Origin of the sequence: Pseudoalteromonas sp. L23 (genome assembly GCF_021728455.1) — a bacterium.
In the GTDB taxonomy this organism is placed as follows: domain Bacteria; phylum Pseudomonadota; class Gammaproteobacteria; order Enterobacterales; family Alteromonadaceae; genus Pseudoalteromonas.
Window position 1 is genome coordinate 302,295 of the sequence record NZ_JAKKCW010000004.1, and the last position, 18,848, is coordinate 321,142.

An 18,848-nucleotide genomic window follows, 5' to 3' on the forward strand; every position below is an offset into this window, starting at 1 on the left:
ATACCTTATTTTTGACGAGAATGTAAAATAGAAACTAAGGTATTTTTCACTGAACTTTCGTTGGGTTTTCATAAAATTGTCAATGTTTCATGAATTTTAACTAGACAATAGAAGACAATTCCCTTTCTTTACAGTAAAGTTAGCCATTTCATGTATCACAATCTCTTGTGCAATTTGTATCTACTCAATCTCTAAAATGGGTAGGTAAGCTACTGCACCGTTTGATGTTTAGGTAGTATTGATGGGTCCAAAGCGTTGCGCCGTTGCGTCTGAAGAAAGCTTAATGCGTATATTTACCGTGCCTGAGGCGCCTGATTCAACTTTAAGCAGAATCGAGCAAGAAATCTCGAGCAATTTGGCTGGCTTTTTAAATGAGAATATTGCGGCAGTTGAAAAGCCACTGCACGAAGTTGAAAAAGACTTTCAGTCGGCGGTGATCCCCGAAGTGCCGATGTTTGTCTCCGACTATGCGCAAGATATCATGGAGCAATTAGTTGCCCACTCAGTGCATACCGCAGCCCCAAGCTTTATTGGGCATATGACCTCAGCGTTACCGCATTTTGTGTTGCCACTGTCGAAGTTGATGGTGGGACTCAATCAGAACCTAGTCAAAATTGAAACGTCAAAAGCCTTTACTCCGCTTGAACGTCAAGTATTGGGAATGATGCATCACTTGGTTTACGGCAGCGATGATGCTTTCTACGATAAGTGGATGCACAGCGCAAAAACGTCACTAGGTGCTTTTTGTTCGGGTGGCACAATTGCGAATATAACCGCGCTTTGGATTGCAAGAAACCGCTTATTAAAAGCGGATGGTGAATTTAAAGGTATTGGTGCATCGGGTATTGTGGCTGCAATGCTACATTATGGTTACCGAGGCTTAGCGGTATTGGTTTCTGAAAGAGGCCATTATTCGTTGGGTAAGGCCGCAGATGTGCTAGGTATTGGCCGCGATAACTTCATTTCAATCAAAACGGCTGGCAACAATAAGGTTGATGTTGACGCCATGCGAGCCAAAGCTAATGAGCTTGAAGCGCAAGGGATAAAAGTACTGGCTTTGGTTGGTGTTGCTGGGACGACCGAAACGGGTAATATTGACCCTCTAGAAGAGATGGCTGATTTAGCTGAAGAACTCAATTGTCACTTTCATGTCGACGCCGCTTGGGGTGGGGCAACACTACTATCGAATAACAATCGCTACCTTCTGAAAGGGGTGGAGCGAGCAGATTCAATAACCATAGATGCGCACAAGCAAATGTACGTGCCTATGGGAGCGGGTATGGTGTTATTTAAAGACCCAGCGGCATCTGATGCAATTGAACATCACGCCGAATACATCTTACGGAAAGGCTCTAAAGATCTGGGAAGTCATACTTTAGAGGGGAGTCGTCCTGGTATGGCGATGTTAGTGCACGCATGTCTGCGTGTCATTGGTCGTCAAGGCTATGAGATGCTTATTGATAAAGGGATTGAAAAGGCGCGGTATTTTGCTGAACTAATTAAACAAACCCCTGATTTTGAGCTGATCTCTGAACCTGAGCTATGTTTGCTGACTTACCGCTATGTGCCTGAGCAAATAAAAGCGGCAATCGCACAAGCGGATGAGCAAGAAAAGATAGAGATTTATGCTGCACTTAACCGTTTTACTGCGAGTATGCAAAAGCGTCAGCGTGAAGCGGGCCGCTCTTTTGTTTCTCGAACACGTTTAACACCAGAGCAATATGACCGCCAACCCACGGTGGTATTTCGAGTGGTTTTGGCCAACCCTCTGACATCAGAGTCTCTGCTTAAAGAAATCATGGATGAGCAACGCCAATTGGCAATGTCAGATCCGGTATTTAAAAAATACCTCGCAAAATATATTAAATAATCAACGAATAAAGTGGCCTCGCGCCACTTTAATAATCTCAGGCTTATTACCTTTTAGCATTACCTCCTTTACGGATTACTCTACTTATATTCTTATTTCTTACATAATCGTGTGAAAATATTCCAAAACATAGGTTAATTCTAGTATTTAAGACTATGCTTAAAAATTATGGCGCGTTATGCTAGCAGAAAAGAATAAAATCTTCGTATTATGTTGAAGAACTTTAGCAATGTCACTCAGAGGCTTAGGCGGCTCAGCTCGCAAGAACTTGATGTATCGGGAACATTTCAAAGCTTCCTGATTGATTTACTAGATGAAGGTAAGCTTATCTTAGACGTCACTCGGGTTTCCGTTTGGTTGTTTGATGATCTTGACAAACCTTCTGAGCTTATCAATGTTGCTAATACAGATTGGCAGGGTGACGAGTTACCGGTGCAATTGCCAGCCTTAACATATGAAAACTTCCCCGCTTATTTTTCAGCAATCAACAGTGGTCAATCGATAGATGCGAATGACGCTGCCGCCGATCCCAGAACGTCCGAATTTAAAGAATGTTATTTAACCCCAAACCACATAGTGACCATGTTAGATACGGTGATCTTTAAAAATGGTATTCCTCACGGAGTGGTGTGCTGTGAAGGGAATAATGGCGTACGTACGTGGCACAAAGATGAAATTGCTTTTGCGGAGATGATTGCAGACTGCTGCAGTCGCCGATTACTGGTTAAAGAGTTATGGCAGTTACAGCTGCAACTTACTGACATGGCGTTTAAAGATCCACTCACTGGATTGAGTAATCGACGTTTTTTAATGGATAACGCGAAACGTGAGATCAGTCGTCATGCACGCTTTGATCATCCATTTAGTATGATGATGCTAGACATAGATCACTTTAAAAAAATCAACGATAATCACGGCCATGAAACCGGTGATTTAGTGTTAAAAAGCTTTGCTGAGATCTGTGTAAATACCTTAAGGTTAGAAGACTGTATGTGTCGTTTAGGGGGGGAAGAGTTTATTGTGCTGTTACCTAACACGCCGGTAAATTCAGCGATGGTGATCGCCGAGCGCCTGCGACAAGAAATAGAGCAATCGGTTATCTCTACGCCATCAGGGGAGATCACCATTACATCAAGCTTTGGGGTCGCAGCAGTTAATACCAATTTGCCTTTTGGTCATTCATTAAAAGCCGTTGATCACGCAGTATATCAAGCCAAAGCTGCAGGCCGCAACTGCGTGATCCCCGCGCAATAGAGGTGGCGTTGAATACACTAACCACAATCGCAGCCAATTTGCTATTGCACGCTCAAGTTAGTTGAAGCGTCCGGCTCTGACGCGCTTTACCCTTTGGTTTATCCAATGTCTAAAGCAGTGTGCATAGAGCCATTGCTTGATGCCAGTTAGGTTTTTGTGTTGCTGATACAGCGCATCTGGACTTGTATAAAGCCCTAAATCGCGTGTGATACTTTGCTTTTGAATATATGCACCATTTAACGAAAAGCGATTATCGGGTTGCTGTAAACAGGGAGTAGAAATACCAAACCCAGTAAAGTTTTTTGCCATCGGGAAGTGCTGCTGAACCTGTTGTAGGTAGCCGTCATCTATTATGTAACCTTCAAGCTCTACCCAGCGCTCCTCTAGATAAACTTCAACCCAACTATGGATAATACTTTTTGGAGCAAACCACGCCAGTAGGGTAGGAATTAACCCTTGTTTAAGACTGTTGGCTATCTCAAACCCATGAACTCGGGTGGGAATATCACAAGCCCTTAGCAATGCGACCAGTAATGTTCCTTTGGTATTACATTGTCCATAGCCTTGCTTAAGCACTTGGCTTGCAGTAAGTGTATCTGTCTCACTATAACCAAACTCTATGTCGTCTTTGATGAAGTTATAGATTTGCTCCGCTGCTGTGATTTCATCAAGCTGCCCCCAACCTTTTGCTTCTATTAAGCTTTGGATCTCTGAATGTTGATAATCAACTAAAGGGGTAGTTACTAAAAATTGCTTCATGGTTATGCTCCTATTTTGGTAGCAGTGTGATGCAACTTAGGTAACTAAGCTTGAATAAACTGGCTAAGTTTGTGTTTTTAATGCCTCAGTCGGTGTAATGCCAAACTGCCGTTTAAATGTTCGGCTCAAATGGGCGCTATCTGCAAACCCCGCGAGCATGGCAGCTTGTGTAAGGTTGTTGCCTTGTTGTATGGCGACAACTGAGCAGATCAGCCTGCGCCACAGCACATAAGGTCGCCATGCTATCCCCACTTGCTCGGTAAACAGGTGTAAAAAGCGACTTGGTGAGAGATAAAGTGATTCGGCAATCGTATTTGCGCTGAAGTGACTTGGTTTAAGGCAAGTTTGTGCATTAAAACAAGTATCTAATTGCGCCAATACACGGTCAATTCGTGGATCTAAATCCGTCGTTGGTAGCTCGGTAAGTCCTACTGTGCGTATTAACTCGGCAAGCTTGGCATTGCTATTTGGTGCGGTATTTATCTCGATTGCTGCGCAGCTGTTGCTCTGGAGTTGCTTGCCATACACGCTTTTTGGCTCGACTAATATCACCCAGCCTGAGGTCATTTTTAAGCTATGTTCTACGCCACTAGCAATTACGCTTGGGCCAAATAGCGTCTTGTCACCGACTTGCGCGATACAGTCGCTCACGGGCAGGTTGATTTGAATAAGGTGATGTGAATGGCGCGCGGCATTCAAGTCTTTGACAAAGGAGGCGAATATACCTGGAGTGAGGTGCAGCATAAAAACAGCCGAGACTTTCGTCTCGGCGAGCAGTATTAACCAGCGAATGCGTCTTGCAATGGTGGTACAACTTGCTTTTTACGGCTCAGTACGCCGTCCAACCATACTTTGCTTGCTTCAGGCTCAATGTCGTATGCTTTTGCGATGATCGCTTCATCATCAGAAGCGATCAGCATTTGTGATCCTTCTTTCATGATATCAGTAAGTAGTAGCATCACACTGTGGCGATTACCTTCTTCTTTTAATTTCGCGATATCGGCATGTAGCTCATCTTTGATCTTATCAAATACAGCAAGATCAACCACTTCAAGCTGGCCAATACCAACAAGGTTGCCATTCATATTAAAATCTTTGAAATCACGCATGACCAGGTCACGAATTGGTGTGCCTTCAACTGCTGATTTCACCTTGAACATTTCCATGCCAAGCTCTTTAGCATCATCAACACCCGCGATTTTTGCAAGTGCTTCAACACACTTGATATCCGCAGTAGTACAAGTTGGTGATTTGAAGATGACTGTGTCGCTTAGGATTGCACACATCATGATGCCAGCAATATTTGCTGGGATTTCTACATCGTAGAAGTCGTACATCATTTTAATAATCGTGTTACTACAGCCAACAGGGCGGATCCAACACTCAAGTGGTGTTGAAGTTGTAAGGTCGCCTAGTTTGTGGTGATCAACTACGCCAACTACAGTTGCTTTATCTATGTCGTCTGGTGCTTGCGTTTTTTCAGTGTGGTCAACGATATACACATCTTCGCCAGCATAGCTCATCTTAAGCTCTGGTGCTTCAAAACCAAAACGGTCAAGAATAAACTGAGTCTCCGGTGAGACTTCACCCAAACGCGTTGGGATTGCTTCTTCACCAATTTGGTTTTTTAAATAAGCAAGTGCGATTGCACCGCAGATTGAATCTGAATCAGGGATCTTATGACCCACTACATACATTGCCATTGACGGAACTCCTTAAAATTTTGCCCACATTCTAGCAAAATAACTTGTCATTTAAATAGTGTAAATGCGCAATTTGGCGTAGATAGGGGACGGTAACGACAGATTGTTGAACTAGGCGAAATAGCCTCGGTGAACAAGGGCTAATTGAGCATGTATAAATACAAATTAGTATTATACACTAACCGTTCAAACGCTTAGGAGATAGGTATGATTCAAATGAGCCGTAAGGGCTGGAATAACGTGGTGATCTTTTCCATGTTACTGATGATCTTTTTTCTCAACGGTCTCCACCATAAATTGAATCCCAGCGACGATAAAGCAAAGATTCAAGCTGTGCTACCAGAGCAAAGCTTTGTCTTAACCGTGGCATTTCCTGGCTATAAAATTGAACGCATTGGTACAAGCTGGCGTATAGAGTTACCGCAAGGCTCAAACCAGGCCTTTAGCGAAGATGCCTTAGGTGCGCTTGTCGCCAAGTGGCAAAGTTTACAGCTATTGGTTGTTGAGACGCCAAAGCAGTTGGAGCCCGCGTTGAGCGCAGCGCAGTTTTGGCTAGCAACTCAAGAGCTTCCCCTTAGCTATCAGCTGTATCCTAGCGATAATGGCTTTGTATTATTTGATAAACAACAACAGCGTTGGTTTGAGCTTGATAGTGTGCAAGCCAAAGCATTATTTCTACCGATAGAATTGTAATACCACACAGTAATAGAGTGAATTATGCCTGAGTTACCAGAAGTCGAAGTGAGCCGTTTAGGCATTCAACCATATTTAGAGCAACATATTATCCAAAGCGTAAAAGTGCACAATGGTAAGCTGAGATGGCCTGTACCAGAGGAAGTACAATTGCTCGAAGGTGAGAGGGTGCTTGCGGTTAAGCGACGGGCAAAATATTTGCTTATCGAATCCAAGCATGGCACTGCGATTTTGCACTTGGGGATGTCAGGAAACTTACGTGTTGTTGATAGCAAAGAGCCACTAAAAAAGCATGATCATGTGGAGATCATTCTGGCCTCAGGTAAGTCGCTCAGATTGAACGACCCGCGTCGCTTTGGTGCCTTCTTATGGCAAGGTGTAGGCGAAGATCATAGCGTTTTTGAAAAGCTGGGTCCTGAGCCGTTGACCGAGCTTTTTACAGCAGAGTACTTATTTGAAAAAAGCAGAGGCAAAAAGCAGCCGATTAAACAATTTGTTATGGATAATCATGTGGTGGTTGGTGTGGGTAATATTTATGCCAATGAATCTTTGTTTAAAGCAGGGATCCATCCCAAAAAAGAAGCAGGTAAAATTTCACTTAAACGCTACCAATTACTGACACCGATCATCAAGGAAACCTTAAGTGCAGCTATCAAACAAGGGGGAACGACACTTAAAGACTTTGCTCAAAGTGATGGTAAGCCGGGTTACTTTGCTCAAGAGTTACTGGTGTATGGTCGCAAAGGTGAGCCTTGCGTAAGCTGCGAAACGCCATTAAAAGAAATACGTCTAGGGCAGCGCAGCACAGTGTATTGCGCTAAATGTCAGCGCTAGAGCAAAGTGCAGGCTAGGAGCCTGCGGTTTTAAAGTCTATCTTGACTTGGTTTTCTTGTAGCGTTGCTGAGCAAGGGGGATAACTGCGGGTTGTTTTATACACGCGATCAAAGATATGGATTTCAACCCCAGAATGAAGCGCTTTGTTTGCCGCAAGTTTCGTGTTGTCGAGCAAATCGTGTAAGTCGTGATCAAGCTGGCTGAGCTTTTGCTCAAGGTGCTCGGCTTGCTGGCAGTAGTGCATCTGTGTTGCGCCAATTTTAGTTTTGAGTTGTTGCTTTTTAGCTGCGTCTTTTACTAACTCTGCTTTTTCAATCGCTTGCTGTAGTTGATCTAAAGAATCATTGGTGGCGGCGACTTCTTTGAACAGGGTGTCGGTTTCTTGGGTGATTTTAAGGCCTTTGCGTGCAAGATAAATCATCATCTTAGCGCCAGACTCACTGCCAATCTCTCCCGCTACCACCATTTGCGCATCTATGATTGAACCACCTATTAACTTGCCACTTGGATGATCGCCAGTGCCAACTTGTATCAGCTTTTGCGCTTTAATATCGCAGTGGTTACTTTGCTTATTGATAATAATGTTATCGCCTTCAAGGTAAGTATATTGTCCATGGGCAATCTCAATATTGCCTTTGGCGATAAGCTTGCAGGTTAAGCCTTGCTCATTATTTTGATGGTCGACATGGCCGATCACGCCACCTCGTACCTCAATATGACCACCTGCAATAAGTTCTCCAGATTCCACCGTGCCGAGCACTGTGATATCGCCTTGTGCAGTCACGTGCATACCCGGCTCCACATTATGGGTAACTATAACGCTGCCATTAAAGTCGACATGACCACTTTTTACTGTGACATCGGCAATCGTAAATACATCATCCACGCGCATACCGTTGGCGATATCAGAGGGGCAACCTGCAATGGTTGCGATAAGCTCTAGTGGGTTGTTGGGGTTGATCTCGGTGCCTTCACCCGCCATAAGCTGGAATGATTCGCCGGGCTTTGCTTCAATACTTTCACCACTAACCGTAAAGCCTTCTTTACCTGGTGTTGCGGGCTTTTGAGTGACCAGTAAATCGCCCGGTGCAACGCTTGCAAGCTTGCCAAAATCACGCATGTCAACGGTGCCATCTTCACGCATTCTAGGTTGTTTGAGTCTCTCTTTTAAAGTTTGTACGTGCGGCAGTAATTTTGCTGACTGGCCGTCTTGTGGTGGTCGGCCTTGGGCGATTAATCCAGATGCTTCTTCGCCAGGTGGAAGTTCAAACTGTTTGCGCAGGATATTTTCTAGGTAAGCTTGCTTATAACCACGGCTGACGCCCGCTTTAACAATGGCTTTTTTTGCCTCTTCTAATGATACGGCTTTACCACCTCGAGCCGTTTTAAGTTGCCCAAAGGCCTGCATTTTATCGTCACTTAAGGTGACTTCAAATTCGGCATCATGTTGTTTAGCAACGACGATTTGGCTCTCTGGAAAGTCGCTTTGGAAAAAGGCATTAATCGAGTCGTGATCAATTTCGCAGTCGGCAAATTGTGATTTTTCAAGGGCTTCAATCACAAACGCAGCACTTGGCGGTGAAGCAGACTTCACATCCATTAAGATATTGCCATTGTGCGCAAGCTTGAACACGATAACTGCCTCGTCGAATTTTTATCCTATAGTTTCAGCTTGCTAAAGAAACATCAATTGGTCAAGTGCTTAGGCCAATTTTCTTACGTTAATATGGGTTAAGTTAAAAAACAGAAATAAATCGTGATTTTCTAATACTTTCAGGTGAATAAAAATCAGCGCGCTTAAAAATGTGCGGGCTTATCATGCGCTTCTTGCAGCAGGATTTTAATCGCTTCAGGAACAACCTTTTTCTGTGTTGAAATCGCATAAAAATACTCATAAATATTAGGCAGTTCCTGATACTGCTGTAGCACCCCTTGGGCTATTTCGTCTTTTACTACTACGGCTGGTAAAACAGCCACCGCGCCACTATCTCGTGCCAGTAGTCGCATCATCGCCATATCGTCGACCTCTGCCAAAATGTTGGGGAAATACTGATACTGAGCGCACAGCGCATTAAATGCGGTGCGTAAATCTGAGTTGGCAGGTGGCAAGATCCAGCGTGTTTTTTCAAAGCCTTGTGGAAATGGCGTGCTTGGCTTGAGGGCAGGCGGACCAATGATCGCCAGCGGTTGCTTGGCTACTAATTGGCACTGCCAATAGGGATCTGAAGTATCTAGGTTTATTGTTCGGTTGGTAAGCACTAAATCCAGCTCATAATTGGTTAAGCCGTTGAGTAGCTCTGAAATACTGCCTGACTTTAATTTAAATTGCACATCGCTGCGCCGCATCAAAGGGCTAATAAAAGCTTCTACAAAGTTACGTGACAGAGTGGTCAACACCCCAATAGTTACGTGGGTGGTTGACTGCACGCCTTTGCTTAGCAAGGCTTCGAGCTCTTGCCCCGTGGTAAAAATATCATCGGCATAGCTCAACACCTTTTTACCCTGATCGGTCAGCATTAGGTTACGGCCTACGCGCTCAAATAGTGATACCCCGACATTGTGTTCCAACTGTTTGATTTGCGCAGAGAGCGCAGATTGCGAAACATGTAATTCTTTAGCGGCTTGAGTCAGGTTTCCGAGCTTGGCAACCTGCCAAAAGTAGTAAAGGTGGTGATAATTAAGTCGGCTCATCTATATATAAGTAAAATAGAACGAATAGTTAAATTATATCTATTTTTATTAAATTAAAAAGGTTGGAATAATGACCTGATTCAAGACTTAGGTGAGAACCATAGAAAGTGATGATTAATATCTTAGTGGTGTTGTTGCTATTACACTTTTTGATTGCTGCGTCTTTCATGAGCAAAGCGTCTCGTAGTAACGCTGGGTTATTTCGTATCGCGAACGGTTTTGCTATTGGTGTGGCAATTTGTATCGCTTTTGGCTGGGGGAGTTGGGCAACACAAGGTGATATTGCCAGTAGCCTGTTTGAAATAAACTTTTTACGGCTTAGCGTGGTGTCATTGATTGGCTTTATGAGCTTTATTTTACTGCGTTACTCTATTCACTATTTACATGGTGAAAAACACCGAGGCCGCTATTTTCGCTATCTACTCACGACATTACTGAGCGTAACTATCGTGGTGCTCAGTAATCACTTAGTCCTATTTTGGTTGGCTTGGGTCGGTATTAGTTTGAGCCTACACCGTCTACTGCTGTTTTATCCTAACCGCCCGAGAGCGGCATTGGCCGCACACAAAAAGTTTATTTTGGCGCGCTTGGCAGAAAGTGCATTGCTGGGGGCTTTCATTTGTATCTACCTCAGCACTGGCATGCTCCGGCTTAATGACATCACCGACTATTACTTAACTCACTCAACGACACTGACTGTGCTAGAGCAATCAGCAGCTGGCTTACTCGCAATCGTGGCGCTGATAAAATGCGCGCAACTGCCAGTGCATGGCTGGTTGATGCAAGTGGTTGAATCACCCACACCGGTAAGTGCGCTGCTGCATGCAGGGATCATTAATCTGGGTGGTTTTTTGGTGATGGTGTTTGGCCCTTTGATTTTACGCGTAGAAGCTGCGAAATGGCTGATCTTGATCGTGGCAGGAATAACGACATTATTGGCCGCGCTTATCATGACAACGCGGATCAGTTTAAAAGTGCGCTTGGCTTGGTCAACCTGTGCGCAAATGGGACTGATGCTAGTGGAGTGTGCTTTGGGATTATATGAATTAGCGCTGCTACACTTATTAGCCCATTCAGCCTACAAGGCTCATGCATTTTTAAACTCAAGCCAGTGGATCCATGAAGATTTGACTCGTCGCTTGAGCGACCAACTTGAACCGCCCTTGTGGCAATGGCTCATTGCACTTTTCGTGGCAACTGGCCTCACTACAGTAGCTGCAGTCGTTATTGAATATCAAGGTCCTATCAGTATTTGGGGATTAATGGTTGGCGCATTAACGGTGTGGCTAGCGCTGCGTTTTGAGGCGCAAGCCCCTAGTAGCTATTTTAGAATTATCACCGCAGCCGTTGTGTTATTGGCAGCCTATAGTGCGCAAAAGTGGCTATTGCACTTGGTGGTCGCGCTACCAAATGATCTTAGAACGCAAGCACTCGATGGTGCTGATATTTGGTTGCTCAGCTTAGTAGTGGTACTTATCGTAGTAAATTATTTGCTCTATTACCGCGCACATTTGGTAACAGTGCAAAAACTCTCTCGAGTGTTGTATGCCGGCCTGTACTTAGACGAGTGGATGACGCGATTAACCATATTACTTTGGCCCGTCCATTTGCCAAGTATTAAAAAGCAGAAACACCTAGCCATTCATCGCTATGCTGCAGGGTACGAGGAGCAGAAGTAATGATAGACATACAAAATAACAAACAGACTCAGCTATCCAAGCCGCAACAGCAACAACTCCTGAGCGCAGAAACACGCATTGCGCCAACTTGGCCACTCGATCAATTGATCGCAGTGAATCCATTTTGGGGAATGCGCGATCTGCCCTTTGATGCGGTGGTCAATAAAATGAGTGCGTTGGCACAGGTTAGAATGCTGATGCCCGTGGCATTTTATCTTGAAAAATGGCAGCAAGAGGCGATTTCAGAGCAAGCATTGCAGCAATCTGCGGCACATTATGCGGTGGATCGCAGCACCAATGCGCTACTTAATTGGCTCAAAAAAAGTCACTGCGGCGAGTTGCCACATTGGCATACATTAGCGGACTTACTTGACCGTTATCGCTCTGAGCATAAGATGCCTTGGCAGGAGGAGATCAGCCACCAAATTAGCCAATTTTGCGCCGCGCATTATCAGCAGGTGCAGCCTATTCTCAAACAAACCCAAGGTGAGGATAAACTCTGTTTGTATCGCCACTGGCATGAAACCGTATCGCGAGACTTGGGGATTAGCATCGTCATGGGGGAGTCGGGCTTAGTGGATTACTTTAAGGCTTTGCCAACGTCTCCTGAGTCTTTAATTGCACTCGCTGTCGACACCTTAGAGATTGGTTTTAATGAGCTGAGTGATTATGCGCACATGCTACTGCTAGACATTAATGGTTGGGCATCTTGGGCGGCTTACGAACGCTGGCAAGCAGATCTTGCCCAGCATCCAGCTTCCGATATGCGTGCGCTATTGGCAATTCGAATGGCGTGGGAGCTGGTGATTTGGCGTTATGTGAGTGAGCGCCATCCAACGACCTTTACCCGTATTCAATACCATTGGAACAAGCAAAAGCTGCAACTTGCTGAGATTGTGATTGAACATAAAAAGGCATTGTTGCCGCGCCTAGTATTTCAGCGGGCACTCGAGCTCAGTTATCAAGTCACTTTAGTGGGGCTGCTAAAGACTCAGCAGGTAAAATCTGAGGAGGCTCGTGAGCAAGCTACACCAACCTTACAAGCGGCTTTTTGTATTGATGTGCGCTCAGAGGTGATCCGCCGTGCGTTAGAAACTCAAAACGCAGGCATTCAAACCATAGGCTATGCTGGTTTTTTTGGCCTACCTATTGATTATCATGCTACTAACTGCCGTTTTAGTCGGCCACAGTTACCCGGATTACTAAAAGCGCCAATCACCGCAATACAAACGCCCGCACCCCAGCACCTTGCCACAAAACGCCAGCAAGCTGGCCGTTGGCATAGCTGGTCTCACTCTGCGGCTGCTTCATTTTCGATGGTGGAGTCGATGGGGATGAGTTACTTTTATCAGCTATTTAGCAAAGTGTTTTCACTGCAAAAAACTCATCATCCCGTCGATAGTCATATTGATTCAAGAAAGTGGCAATTAAAACAGGGCGAACACGAAGTTACTGTTTTGGAGCAAGCTAAACTCGCAGCTGGCATATTAAAAGGGATGGGACTGACTGAATTTGCTGATACAGTCCTATTGGTTGGCCACGGAGCACATACCACCAATAATTTACATGAAGCCGGACTACAATGTGGTGCATGTGGTGGCCAGTCGGGAGAAGTGAATGTTAAAGTACTCGCGCAACTACTTAACGACCAAGCGGTACGCGCAGAATTAATCGCGCTTGGCATCGCTATTCCGCCGCAAACCCGTTTTGTTGCAGCGCTACATAATACCACCACTGAAACAATTACCCCCTATGGCGAAATAGATACAGAGATAACCCGCTGGTTAAAGCAGGCAGCGCATCTGGCTCGAGTAGAGCGCGCTCATGCACTCGTGATAACTGGTAAAGAATTATCTGAGCAGCAATTAGAGCAGCGATTTATAGCCCGTACTAAAGATTGGTCTCAAGTCAGGCCGGAATGGGGCCTTGCCAACAATGCAGCATTTGTGGTCGCGCCGAGACAAGTTACGCAGGGTGTTGACTTGCAAGGCCGAGTCTTTTTGCATGAATACAGCGCGGAGCAAGACCAAGACTTTAGTCAGTTAACTGCTATTTTAACCGCCCCTATGCTCGTCACTAACTGGATCAATATGCAATATAACGCTTCGGTAACCGATATCCACAAATACGGCAGTGGTAACAAGGTGTTGCATAATGTAGTGGGGGGGAGAATAGGAGTGTTTGAAGGCAATGGCGGAGATTTGCGAATTGGCCTGCCAATGCAATCCGTTCATAACGGTGAAAAATGGATGCATACCCCACAGCGTTTGAGCGTAATTGTACAAGCACCAACCGAAGCACTAGAGCAAATCATGGCAGCACACCCAGTTGTAAAACAATTGGTAGAAAACGAGTGGCTTTATCTTCTGTCTATTTCGCCTAATTGTAACGAAGTTAGACGATTTGATAATAGGAAGTGGGAACTTCTTTGAATTCAAACGAAACTCGTTGCAACTTAACAAGTTATTGTGCAGAGTATTGCAGAAATTAAAAGGTGTGGCTGGACGCTACGTAAACTAGACGACCTCCTAGCCACCGACATTGGACTGTTTATACAAGGAGGCTGCTAGTGGCTTTTGATTATGGCTCTATTGATTTAGGGCTTAAAAACCCATTTAAAACGGAAGGTAAAATCACAGCTATTCGTGGTGCAATACAAACTATTGCTGGAATTGCATTACTGGTGATTGCCGCCAGCTCAGTTAAGAGCGATGCGGGTATGGGTTGGATCATCATGCTATTTGGCATGTTGATTTTAGGTCTTGGGATCACGTCTCTTGCAAAAGGAATATATGCAACGCTGCGTTTTTTTGTGGGTCGTAACCATCCCACCTCTTTAGCTTATAACTTCAGTAAATCAGAAACTTCAACTGCCAAGCAAGAAAAGGCTGATGTAGCTTATGCGGCGAAAACGCTAGAAGAAATGTTGATTGGCCGAAAGAATAGCACTTTTGTAGAGCCTAAGGGATTCTTATCGCGTTTACTTCACAGCATTGCACCTAAATTACTCTTTCTCCCTTATCCTATCAGAAATATGAGCCAACGCTTATTTGGTGCATGGGTGAGTACATTAACCGCACTTGTGCTTTATGGCGTGGTGGCGTTTGTATCGCTGTCGGGCTTTGCCGGTGATGCTGGGGAGCTGACTTTTCCAATCTATAGCACCTTACTGATGATATATATTTTGTCATGCTGGTATAGCGCGGCTAAACCGATTTCACGCAAAGCGGAACATGCTATTGAATCTTTGGGGAGTGCGACCCTCACTAAAGTGATTTCGCTCTCTTTTGTGCTACCAATCTTGATAGGTCTAACTTTGTCTTACATCATGGATGAAGGAAAGTTAAGTAAAGCCGATATTGAGCTCTTTTTTGCGCCGTTACCTAGTCTTCATACTTGGGCTTATCTCACGGGCGTTATCGTGCTTGCACTTGGCTGTAGCGCCATTATTGCTGTTATGCTTAAAGCGCGTTTAGACAAAGTAAACCCAGTGGTTGAAGTGTCTGAGTTAAGAGAAAACTGGCAAGAATCAGTACATCCAAATGAGATATTTATTAACTTAGACAACTTGGTGATGGCAAATCGCCGATATAAAGAAGTACCAAACCGAGTTTATCGTGAGCTAGATCCCAGCTTGCAAGAACAAGTTGATGGTAAAGGTGGCTTTAAAGGCGAAATGATCCAAGAAGTACAACCTAAAGTTCTGCCCCTAGATTTAGGTAAATCGTTTGAACGCTTTAGGTTTTTATCCTTGCTTGGTGGTAACTTACTGCTGCTAGTAACCCTTGGATTAAGCGTCTTTTTTGCTTATGCCGTAGTAGATATTTACCACTATGTAACGAGCGCCAATATCAGTAATTTTTCTAGTGCCTTCAGCGAAGAAAACATCGCGTCATTTAGCGCCGTTGTGATGGTAGCCGTACATTTACTGCTAAGTGGCCTATTGATTAAATCGTTTGCATCAATGCTAACCAATGCTGCACACGTATTCTATGCCGAGATGCAATTTGAATCTCTGCTGGTTTATTTTAAGTGTGAAGGGACATTTACTGAGTCAAAAATATCAACAGGTACTGGTATTCACGATTCCACACGCTCTGAAAATACGTTAGTACGCAGCAGTATTACCCCTTGGGTAGTGGTGTCGAGAATTGTATCAACGACCTTCGCTGCCACGGGCATGAAAAACCTAGAGCACCCAAGACATATTTTAGAAATGCATAAAGACGATGCACAGCTAAGCGACATCCGTAAAGATGTGATTAGCTTCTTAAAAGACCGAGAATCCATCGCCGCAATTACCAGCGAGCGTGATTTAGGCAATGCCTCACAAGTGTACCAACTCAATCAGCAAACGAGAGCGGTGGATCAAAACCAGCAACTGCGTGCAAGTAGTGATGAAGCCGGCGCCTATCTGCGCCGAGAAGAAGCACTCGAAAATAAAGAAGAGTAAAATGAAAATGCCACCCTCGGGTGGCAATCTAAACATTTAAAAATTCAAAAACTTACTGAAAAGAAACCGCTCAAAAATGCCTGTTTTCCCACCAAACTGCCCACCACTTGTCTATGGCTTTTACTAAATCCTAGTGGTGCTTCTTGGCTATGACTACGGAAAAACAGTGCCGTTTTTATACTGCTATTAGGACTTAAAAATAGAGGTTTTGAAGGGCTTTATCGAGCACGATTTCTGTCAACATAATTTGGCCATTTTTTGCTGGTTCTACGTGATAGTGATAAGTCAGCAGAAACTCACCTAACCTGAAGTGGACATTATGGTGTCCATTTCAATAGAAATAAGCTCAATATGGATACTATGGTATCCAATAGAGGTAAGACTGAGTGCCCGAATATCAGGTATCAAGGTCTACAGATTGTTACCTTTGAAGTAACTTTATGTAGACCTCGGGGGCTAAGCAACGCGCTTTTACCATCTCTGAGGTAAATACTGCGTGAAATACAAAGGCATTACGATTTTGGTTTGTTCTAACGCTGATGAGCCTTGTGTACCAGTTAACTTAAAAGTTTTACTTGGTGCACATTTTTCAACATAAGATGCCAACGATTTTGCCCTTGTACGGTTACCACTTTTGACTTCAACAGGGATGATATCGCCTTCATCGGTTGCCAAAATAAATTCGATTTTGGCGCGGGCGTCATTCCATGAGTAACTTGGGTCAACGCCGATGGCTGTGAGCTCTTGCTGCACGAAGTTTTCAGCCACGTAACCTTTGTATTCATAGCTTTGTTGCTTAATCTCTTTATAACTGCTGCCTAGCATATGATTAAGCAGCCCCACATCAAATAGAAACAATTTAACCATATTTTCTTTTTTATAGGCCGCTAGTGGCGATTTTGGCAATCCTTCAACAGGGTAGTTTGGCAAAGCTAAACGGCAGCAATGAAGCCAATGGATTGCGGTTTCAAAATCGCTATAACGAGATTTACGCTCATGCACATGTTTAAATTTAAAGCGTTTAACGGACTCATCGCCGACAAGTGATAGCTGCGCTGGAATGCTATTAAACACAGATTCAATCAGTGTAGTATCGACCTTGCCTGCGTACTTACCAAAATCGCGGCGATAACCTTCAACTAAATCGGCATGAATTTTTGTGACTTTTTCAACCCGCTCTAGAATGCTTGAATCCTTATACTGATACCAAGCAGAAACGGCTTCCGGCATACCACCGGTAAAAAAGTAATCTGTTAGTTTATCCATCAATTTAGTGTGCACCGCAGGTGTGCTTGCTTGACTGTCAAACGCTTTGATCAGCGCTTGCTCGTTTGATGCATAAATAAATTCTTGGAAGGTCAGTGGTCGTAAATTGTATTGTTCTACCTTGCCCACAGGGAAGGTGTTGAGCAACCCAATATTTGAACCGCTGGCAGCGACAAAATAGCAGGGTGCTTTCTCGGCAAAGTACTTAAGTGAGGTAACGGCACGCTCACATTCGCCAATTTCATCTAATATCAGCAGATCGGTTTCTGGGTTGAACACCTGATTGGTCAAAAGCTCAATGTTCATTATTAGCTCGTCAGGTGAGAGTGAGCCATCGAACGCTTCTTTGTAGGCGGGATTTTCAAGAAAGTCGATACGAAGGATGTTGGCAAAGGTGTTACCAAACAACTCTTGCAGCAGATAGGTTTTACCTGTTTGTCTTGCGCCATCGATTAATAATGGCTTGCGTACAGATTGGTTTTTCCATGCCATTAAGGCGTTAAGTAAGTTACGCTGCACTGTTATTTCCTGCCAATTAAGATTGTTAACGACCTATACTATAACTAAAACCACACTTTTATGCGCATAAAAGTGTGGTTTTTTACATTTTTACGCGCATAAAAGTGTGGTGGTGTTCGTTCTAGTTGAGAAAGACTTTCTCTTTTTGACAAGGGGGCAGTATGGGCAAAGTCTTAATTCACGCCACTTAGTCACACACCAACCCTGCCCACACGGTATTTATCACTTGGGGCATTATGTAAATTCTGGGTCAGGTTGATAACAATACCCTCAGAAAGCTGCACGATCTGGGCATTTATCTGCCTACTGCGTCCGTTTAACTCTTAGATACTAGTGGGGCAAACTCCTAACTGAACTTAACAGATCAGTGAGGCTTATTTTGAAAAAATAGAAACGATGAATTCAACCACACAATCACCCACAAACTCAGTATACCCTGCGCGTCAACAGCGGATTTTGCACTTGCCTGAGGTAAAGGCTGTAACTCCACCCAATTTAGTATAGCTATTTCGTAGAATTCTATGTAGCCTTAAGGTAACCAATCGGTGTCATATCACCTAGTGAATCATTAGGTCGCTCATAATTATAAATATCTAACCATTCATCTGTGATTTCACGTACCTCTTGAAGTGACTCAAACAAGTATAAATCTAACACTTTTTCACGGTAACTCCGATTAAACCTTTCCACAAAACCATTTTGGTAAGGACTGCCTGGCTCTATAAATTCCAACTTGATGTCATTTTTCATTGCCCAATCTTCGAGTGCCGTTGAAGTAAATTCTGGGCCATTGTCTACTCTAATCTGCTTTGGTTTTCCTCGCCAAGCAATGATCTGTTTTAGTGTCCTAATCACTCTATTAGACGTTAAACTGGTATCTACTTCAATGGCTAATGCCTGTCGATTGAAATCATCGAGTACATTCAATGTTCTAAAGCGATGTCCATAGCTTAACGCATCACTCATAAAGCCCATTGACCACGATTCATTATGTTGTGTAGGTGCACTTAATGGTTCAGGTGTTCTTGTTGGAACACGGCGCTTTCCCTTACGTCTCAAGTTTAGTTTTAGCATGTTGTAAACGCGTTCAACACGCTTTTTATTCCACGGCTTACCTTTATTGCGAA

At 44.1% G+C, this 18,848-nt stretch carries 14 protein-coding genes; 7 read left to right on the forward strand and 7 right to left on the reverse strand.

The annotated features are described in order from the left end of the window. Positions 1 to 241: 241 nt before the first annotated feature. Together panP and L3V43_RS10025 are read left to right on the forward strand one after the other, a co-directional pair. The gene (gene panP, locus L3V43_RS10020) at positions 242 to 1,870 is read left to right on the forward strand and encodes a pyridoxal-dependent aspartate 1-decarboxylase PanP (protein ID WP_102056122.1); all 1,629 of its coding nucleotides are present in this window, start codon (positions 242 to 244) and stop codon (positions 1,868 to 1,870) included. Between the two features lie 210 nt (positions 1,871 to 2,080). Then, positions 2,081 to 3,124 carry a sensor domain-containing diguanylate cyclase gene (locus L3V43_RS10025; protein ID WP_010605727.1) on the forward strand — a complete coding sequence of 348 codons (1,044 nt, stop codon included), beginning with the start codon at positions 2,081 to 2,083 and terminating at the stop codon, positions 3,122 to 3,124. 57 nt (positions 3,125 to 3,181) lie between these two features. Here the strand turns inward: L3V43_RS10025 and L3V43_RS10030 are convergent, their stop codons facing one another. The 3 genes from L3V43_RS10030 to L3V43_RS10040 all read right to left on the reverse strand — a co-directional run bounded on the left by L3V43_RS10030 (position 3,182) and on the right by L3V43_RS10040 (position 5,586). Beyond that, the gene (locus tag L3V43_RS10030) at positions 3,182 to 3,883 is read right to left on the reverse strand and encodes a transglutaminase family protein (RefSeq protein WP_237116490.1); all 702 of its coding nucleotides are present in this window, start codon (positions 3,881 to 3,883) and stop codon (positions 3,182 to 3,184) included. A gap of 63 nt (positions 3,884 to 3,946) precedes the next feature. Then, positions 3,947 to 4,627: an AraC family transcriptional regulator gene (locus L3V43_RS10035; RefSeq protein WP_237116491.1), complete on the reverse strand. Its 681-nt coding sequence runs from the start codon at positions 4,625 to 4,627 to the stop codon at positions 3,947 to 3,949. Between the two features lie 35 nt (positions 4,628 to 4,662). Then, complete coding sequence (locus tag L3V43_RS10040; protein ID WP_237116492.1) at positions 4,663 to 5,586, reverse strand: manganese-dependent inorganic pyrophosphatase; 924 nt, start codon at positions 5,584 to 5,586, stop codon at positions 4,663 to 4,665. Positions 5,587 to 5,793: 207 nt separating this feature from the next. Between L3V43_RS10040 and L3V43_RS10045 the strand changes: the two genes are divergently transcribed. Together L3V43_RS10045 and mutM are read left to right on the forward strand one after the other, a co-directional pair. Then, positions 5,794 to 6,279: a hypothetical protein gene (locus L3V43_RS10045; protein WP_237116493.1), complete on the forward strand. Its 486-nt coding sequence runs from the start codon at positions 5,794 to 5,796 to the stop codon at positions 6,277 to 6,279. Positions 6,280 to 6,303: 24 nt separating this feature from the next. Beyond that, positions 6,304 to 7,113, forward strand: coding sequence for a bifunctional DNA-formamidopyrimidine glycosylase/DNA-(apurinic or apyrimidinic site) lyase (gene mutM, locus L3V43_RS10050; RefSeq protein WP_237116494.1), 810 nt, complete (start codon positions 6,304 to 6,306; stop codon positions 7,111 to 7,113). A gap of 13 nt (positions 7,114 to 7,126) precedes the next feature. Here mutM and L3V43_RS10055 read toward each other — a convergent pair whose 3' ends face one another. Further along, positions 7,127 to 8,746, reverse strand: coding sequence for a FapA family protein (locus tag L3V43_RS10055; protein ID WP_174170369.1), 1,620 nt, complete (start codon positions 8,744 to 8,746; stop codon positions 7,127 to 7,129). A gap of 164 nt (positions 8,747 to 8,910) precedes the next feature. Next, on the reverse strand, positions 8,911 to 9,804 hold the full coding sequence (locus L3V43_RS10060; RefSeq protein ID WP_237116495.1) for a LysR family transcriptional regulator: 894 nt from the start codon (positions 9,802 to 9,804) through the stop codon (positions 8,911 to 8,913). Between the two features lie 110 nt (positions 9,805 to 9,914). Between L3V43_RS10060 and L3V43_RS10065 the strand changes: the two genes are divergently transcribed. The 3 genes from L3V43_RS10065 (at position 9,915) to L3V43_RS10075 (ending at position 15,936) form a co-directional block, all read left to right on the forward strand. Then, positions 9,915 to 11,483, forward strand: coding sequence for an NADH-quinone oxidoreductase subunit L (locus L3V43_RS10065; RefSeq protein ID WP_237116496.1), 1,569 nt, complete (start codon positions 9,915 to 9,917; stop codon positions 11,481 to 11,483). Beyond that, positions 11,483 to 13,915 carry a DUF2309 domain-containing protein gene (locus L3V43_RS10070; protein WP_237116497.1) on the forward strand — a complete coding sequence of 811 codons (2,433 nt, stop codon included), beginning with the start codon at positions 11,483 to 11,485 and terminating at the stop codon, positions 13,913 to 13,915. Before L3V43_RS10065 ends, L3V43_RS10070 begins: the two co-directional genes overlap by 1 nt. A gap of 137 nt (positions 13,916 to 14,052) precedes the next feature. Continuing rightward, the gene (locus L3V43_RS10075) at positions 14,053 to 15,936 is read left to right on the forward strand and encodes a hypothetical protein (RefSeq protein WP_237116498.1); all 1,884 of its coding nucleotides are present in this window, start codon (positions 14,053 to 14,055) and stop codon (positions 15,934 to 15,936) included. Between the two features lie 471 nt (positions 15,937 to 16,407). Here L3V43_RS10075 and L3V43_RS10080 read toward each other — a convergent pair whose 3' ends face one another. Beyond that, entirely contained in the window at positions 16,408 to 17,721 is a 1,314-nt protein-coding gene (locus tag L3V43_RS10080) for an AAA family ATPase (protein WP_237116499.1), read from the reverse strand. A 519-nt stretch (positions 17,722 to 18,240) separates the two neighbouring features. After that, the coding region (locus L3V43_RS10085) for an IS3 family transposase (RefSeq protein ID WP_237116500.1) at positions 18,241 to 18,848 on the reverse strand (608 nt) is incomplete at its 5' end.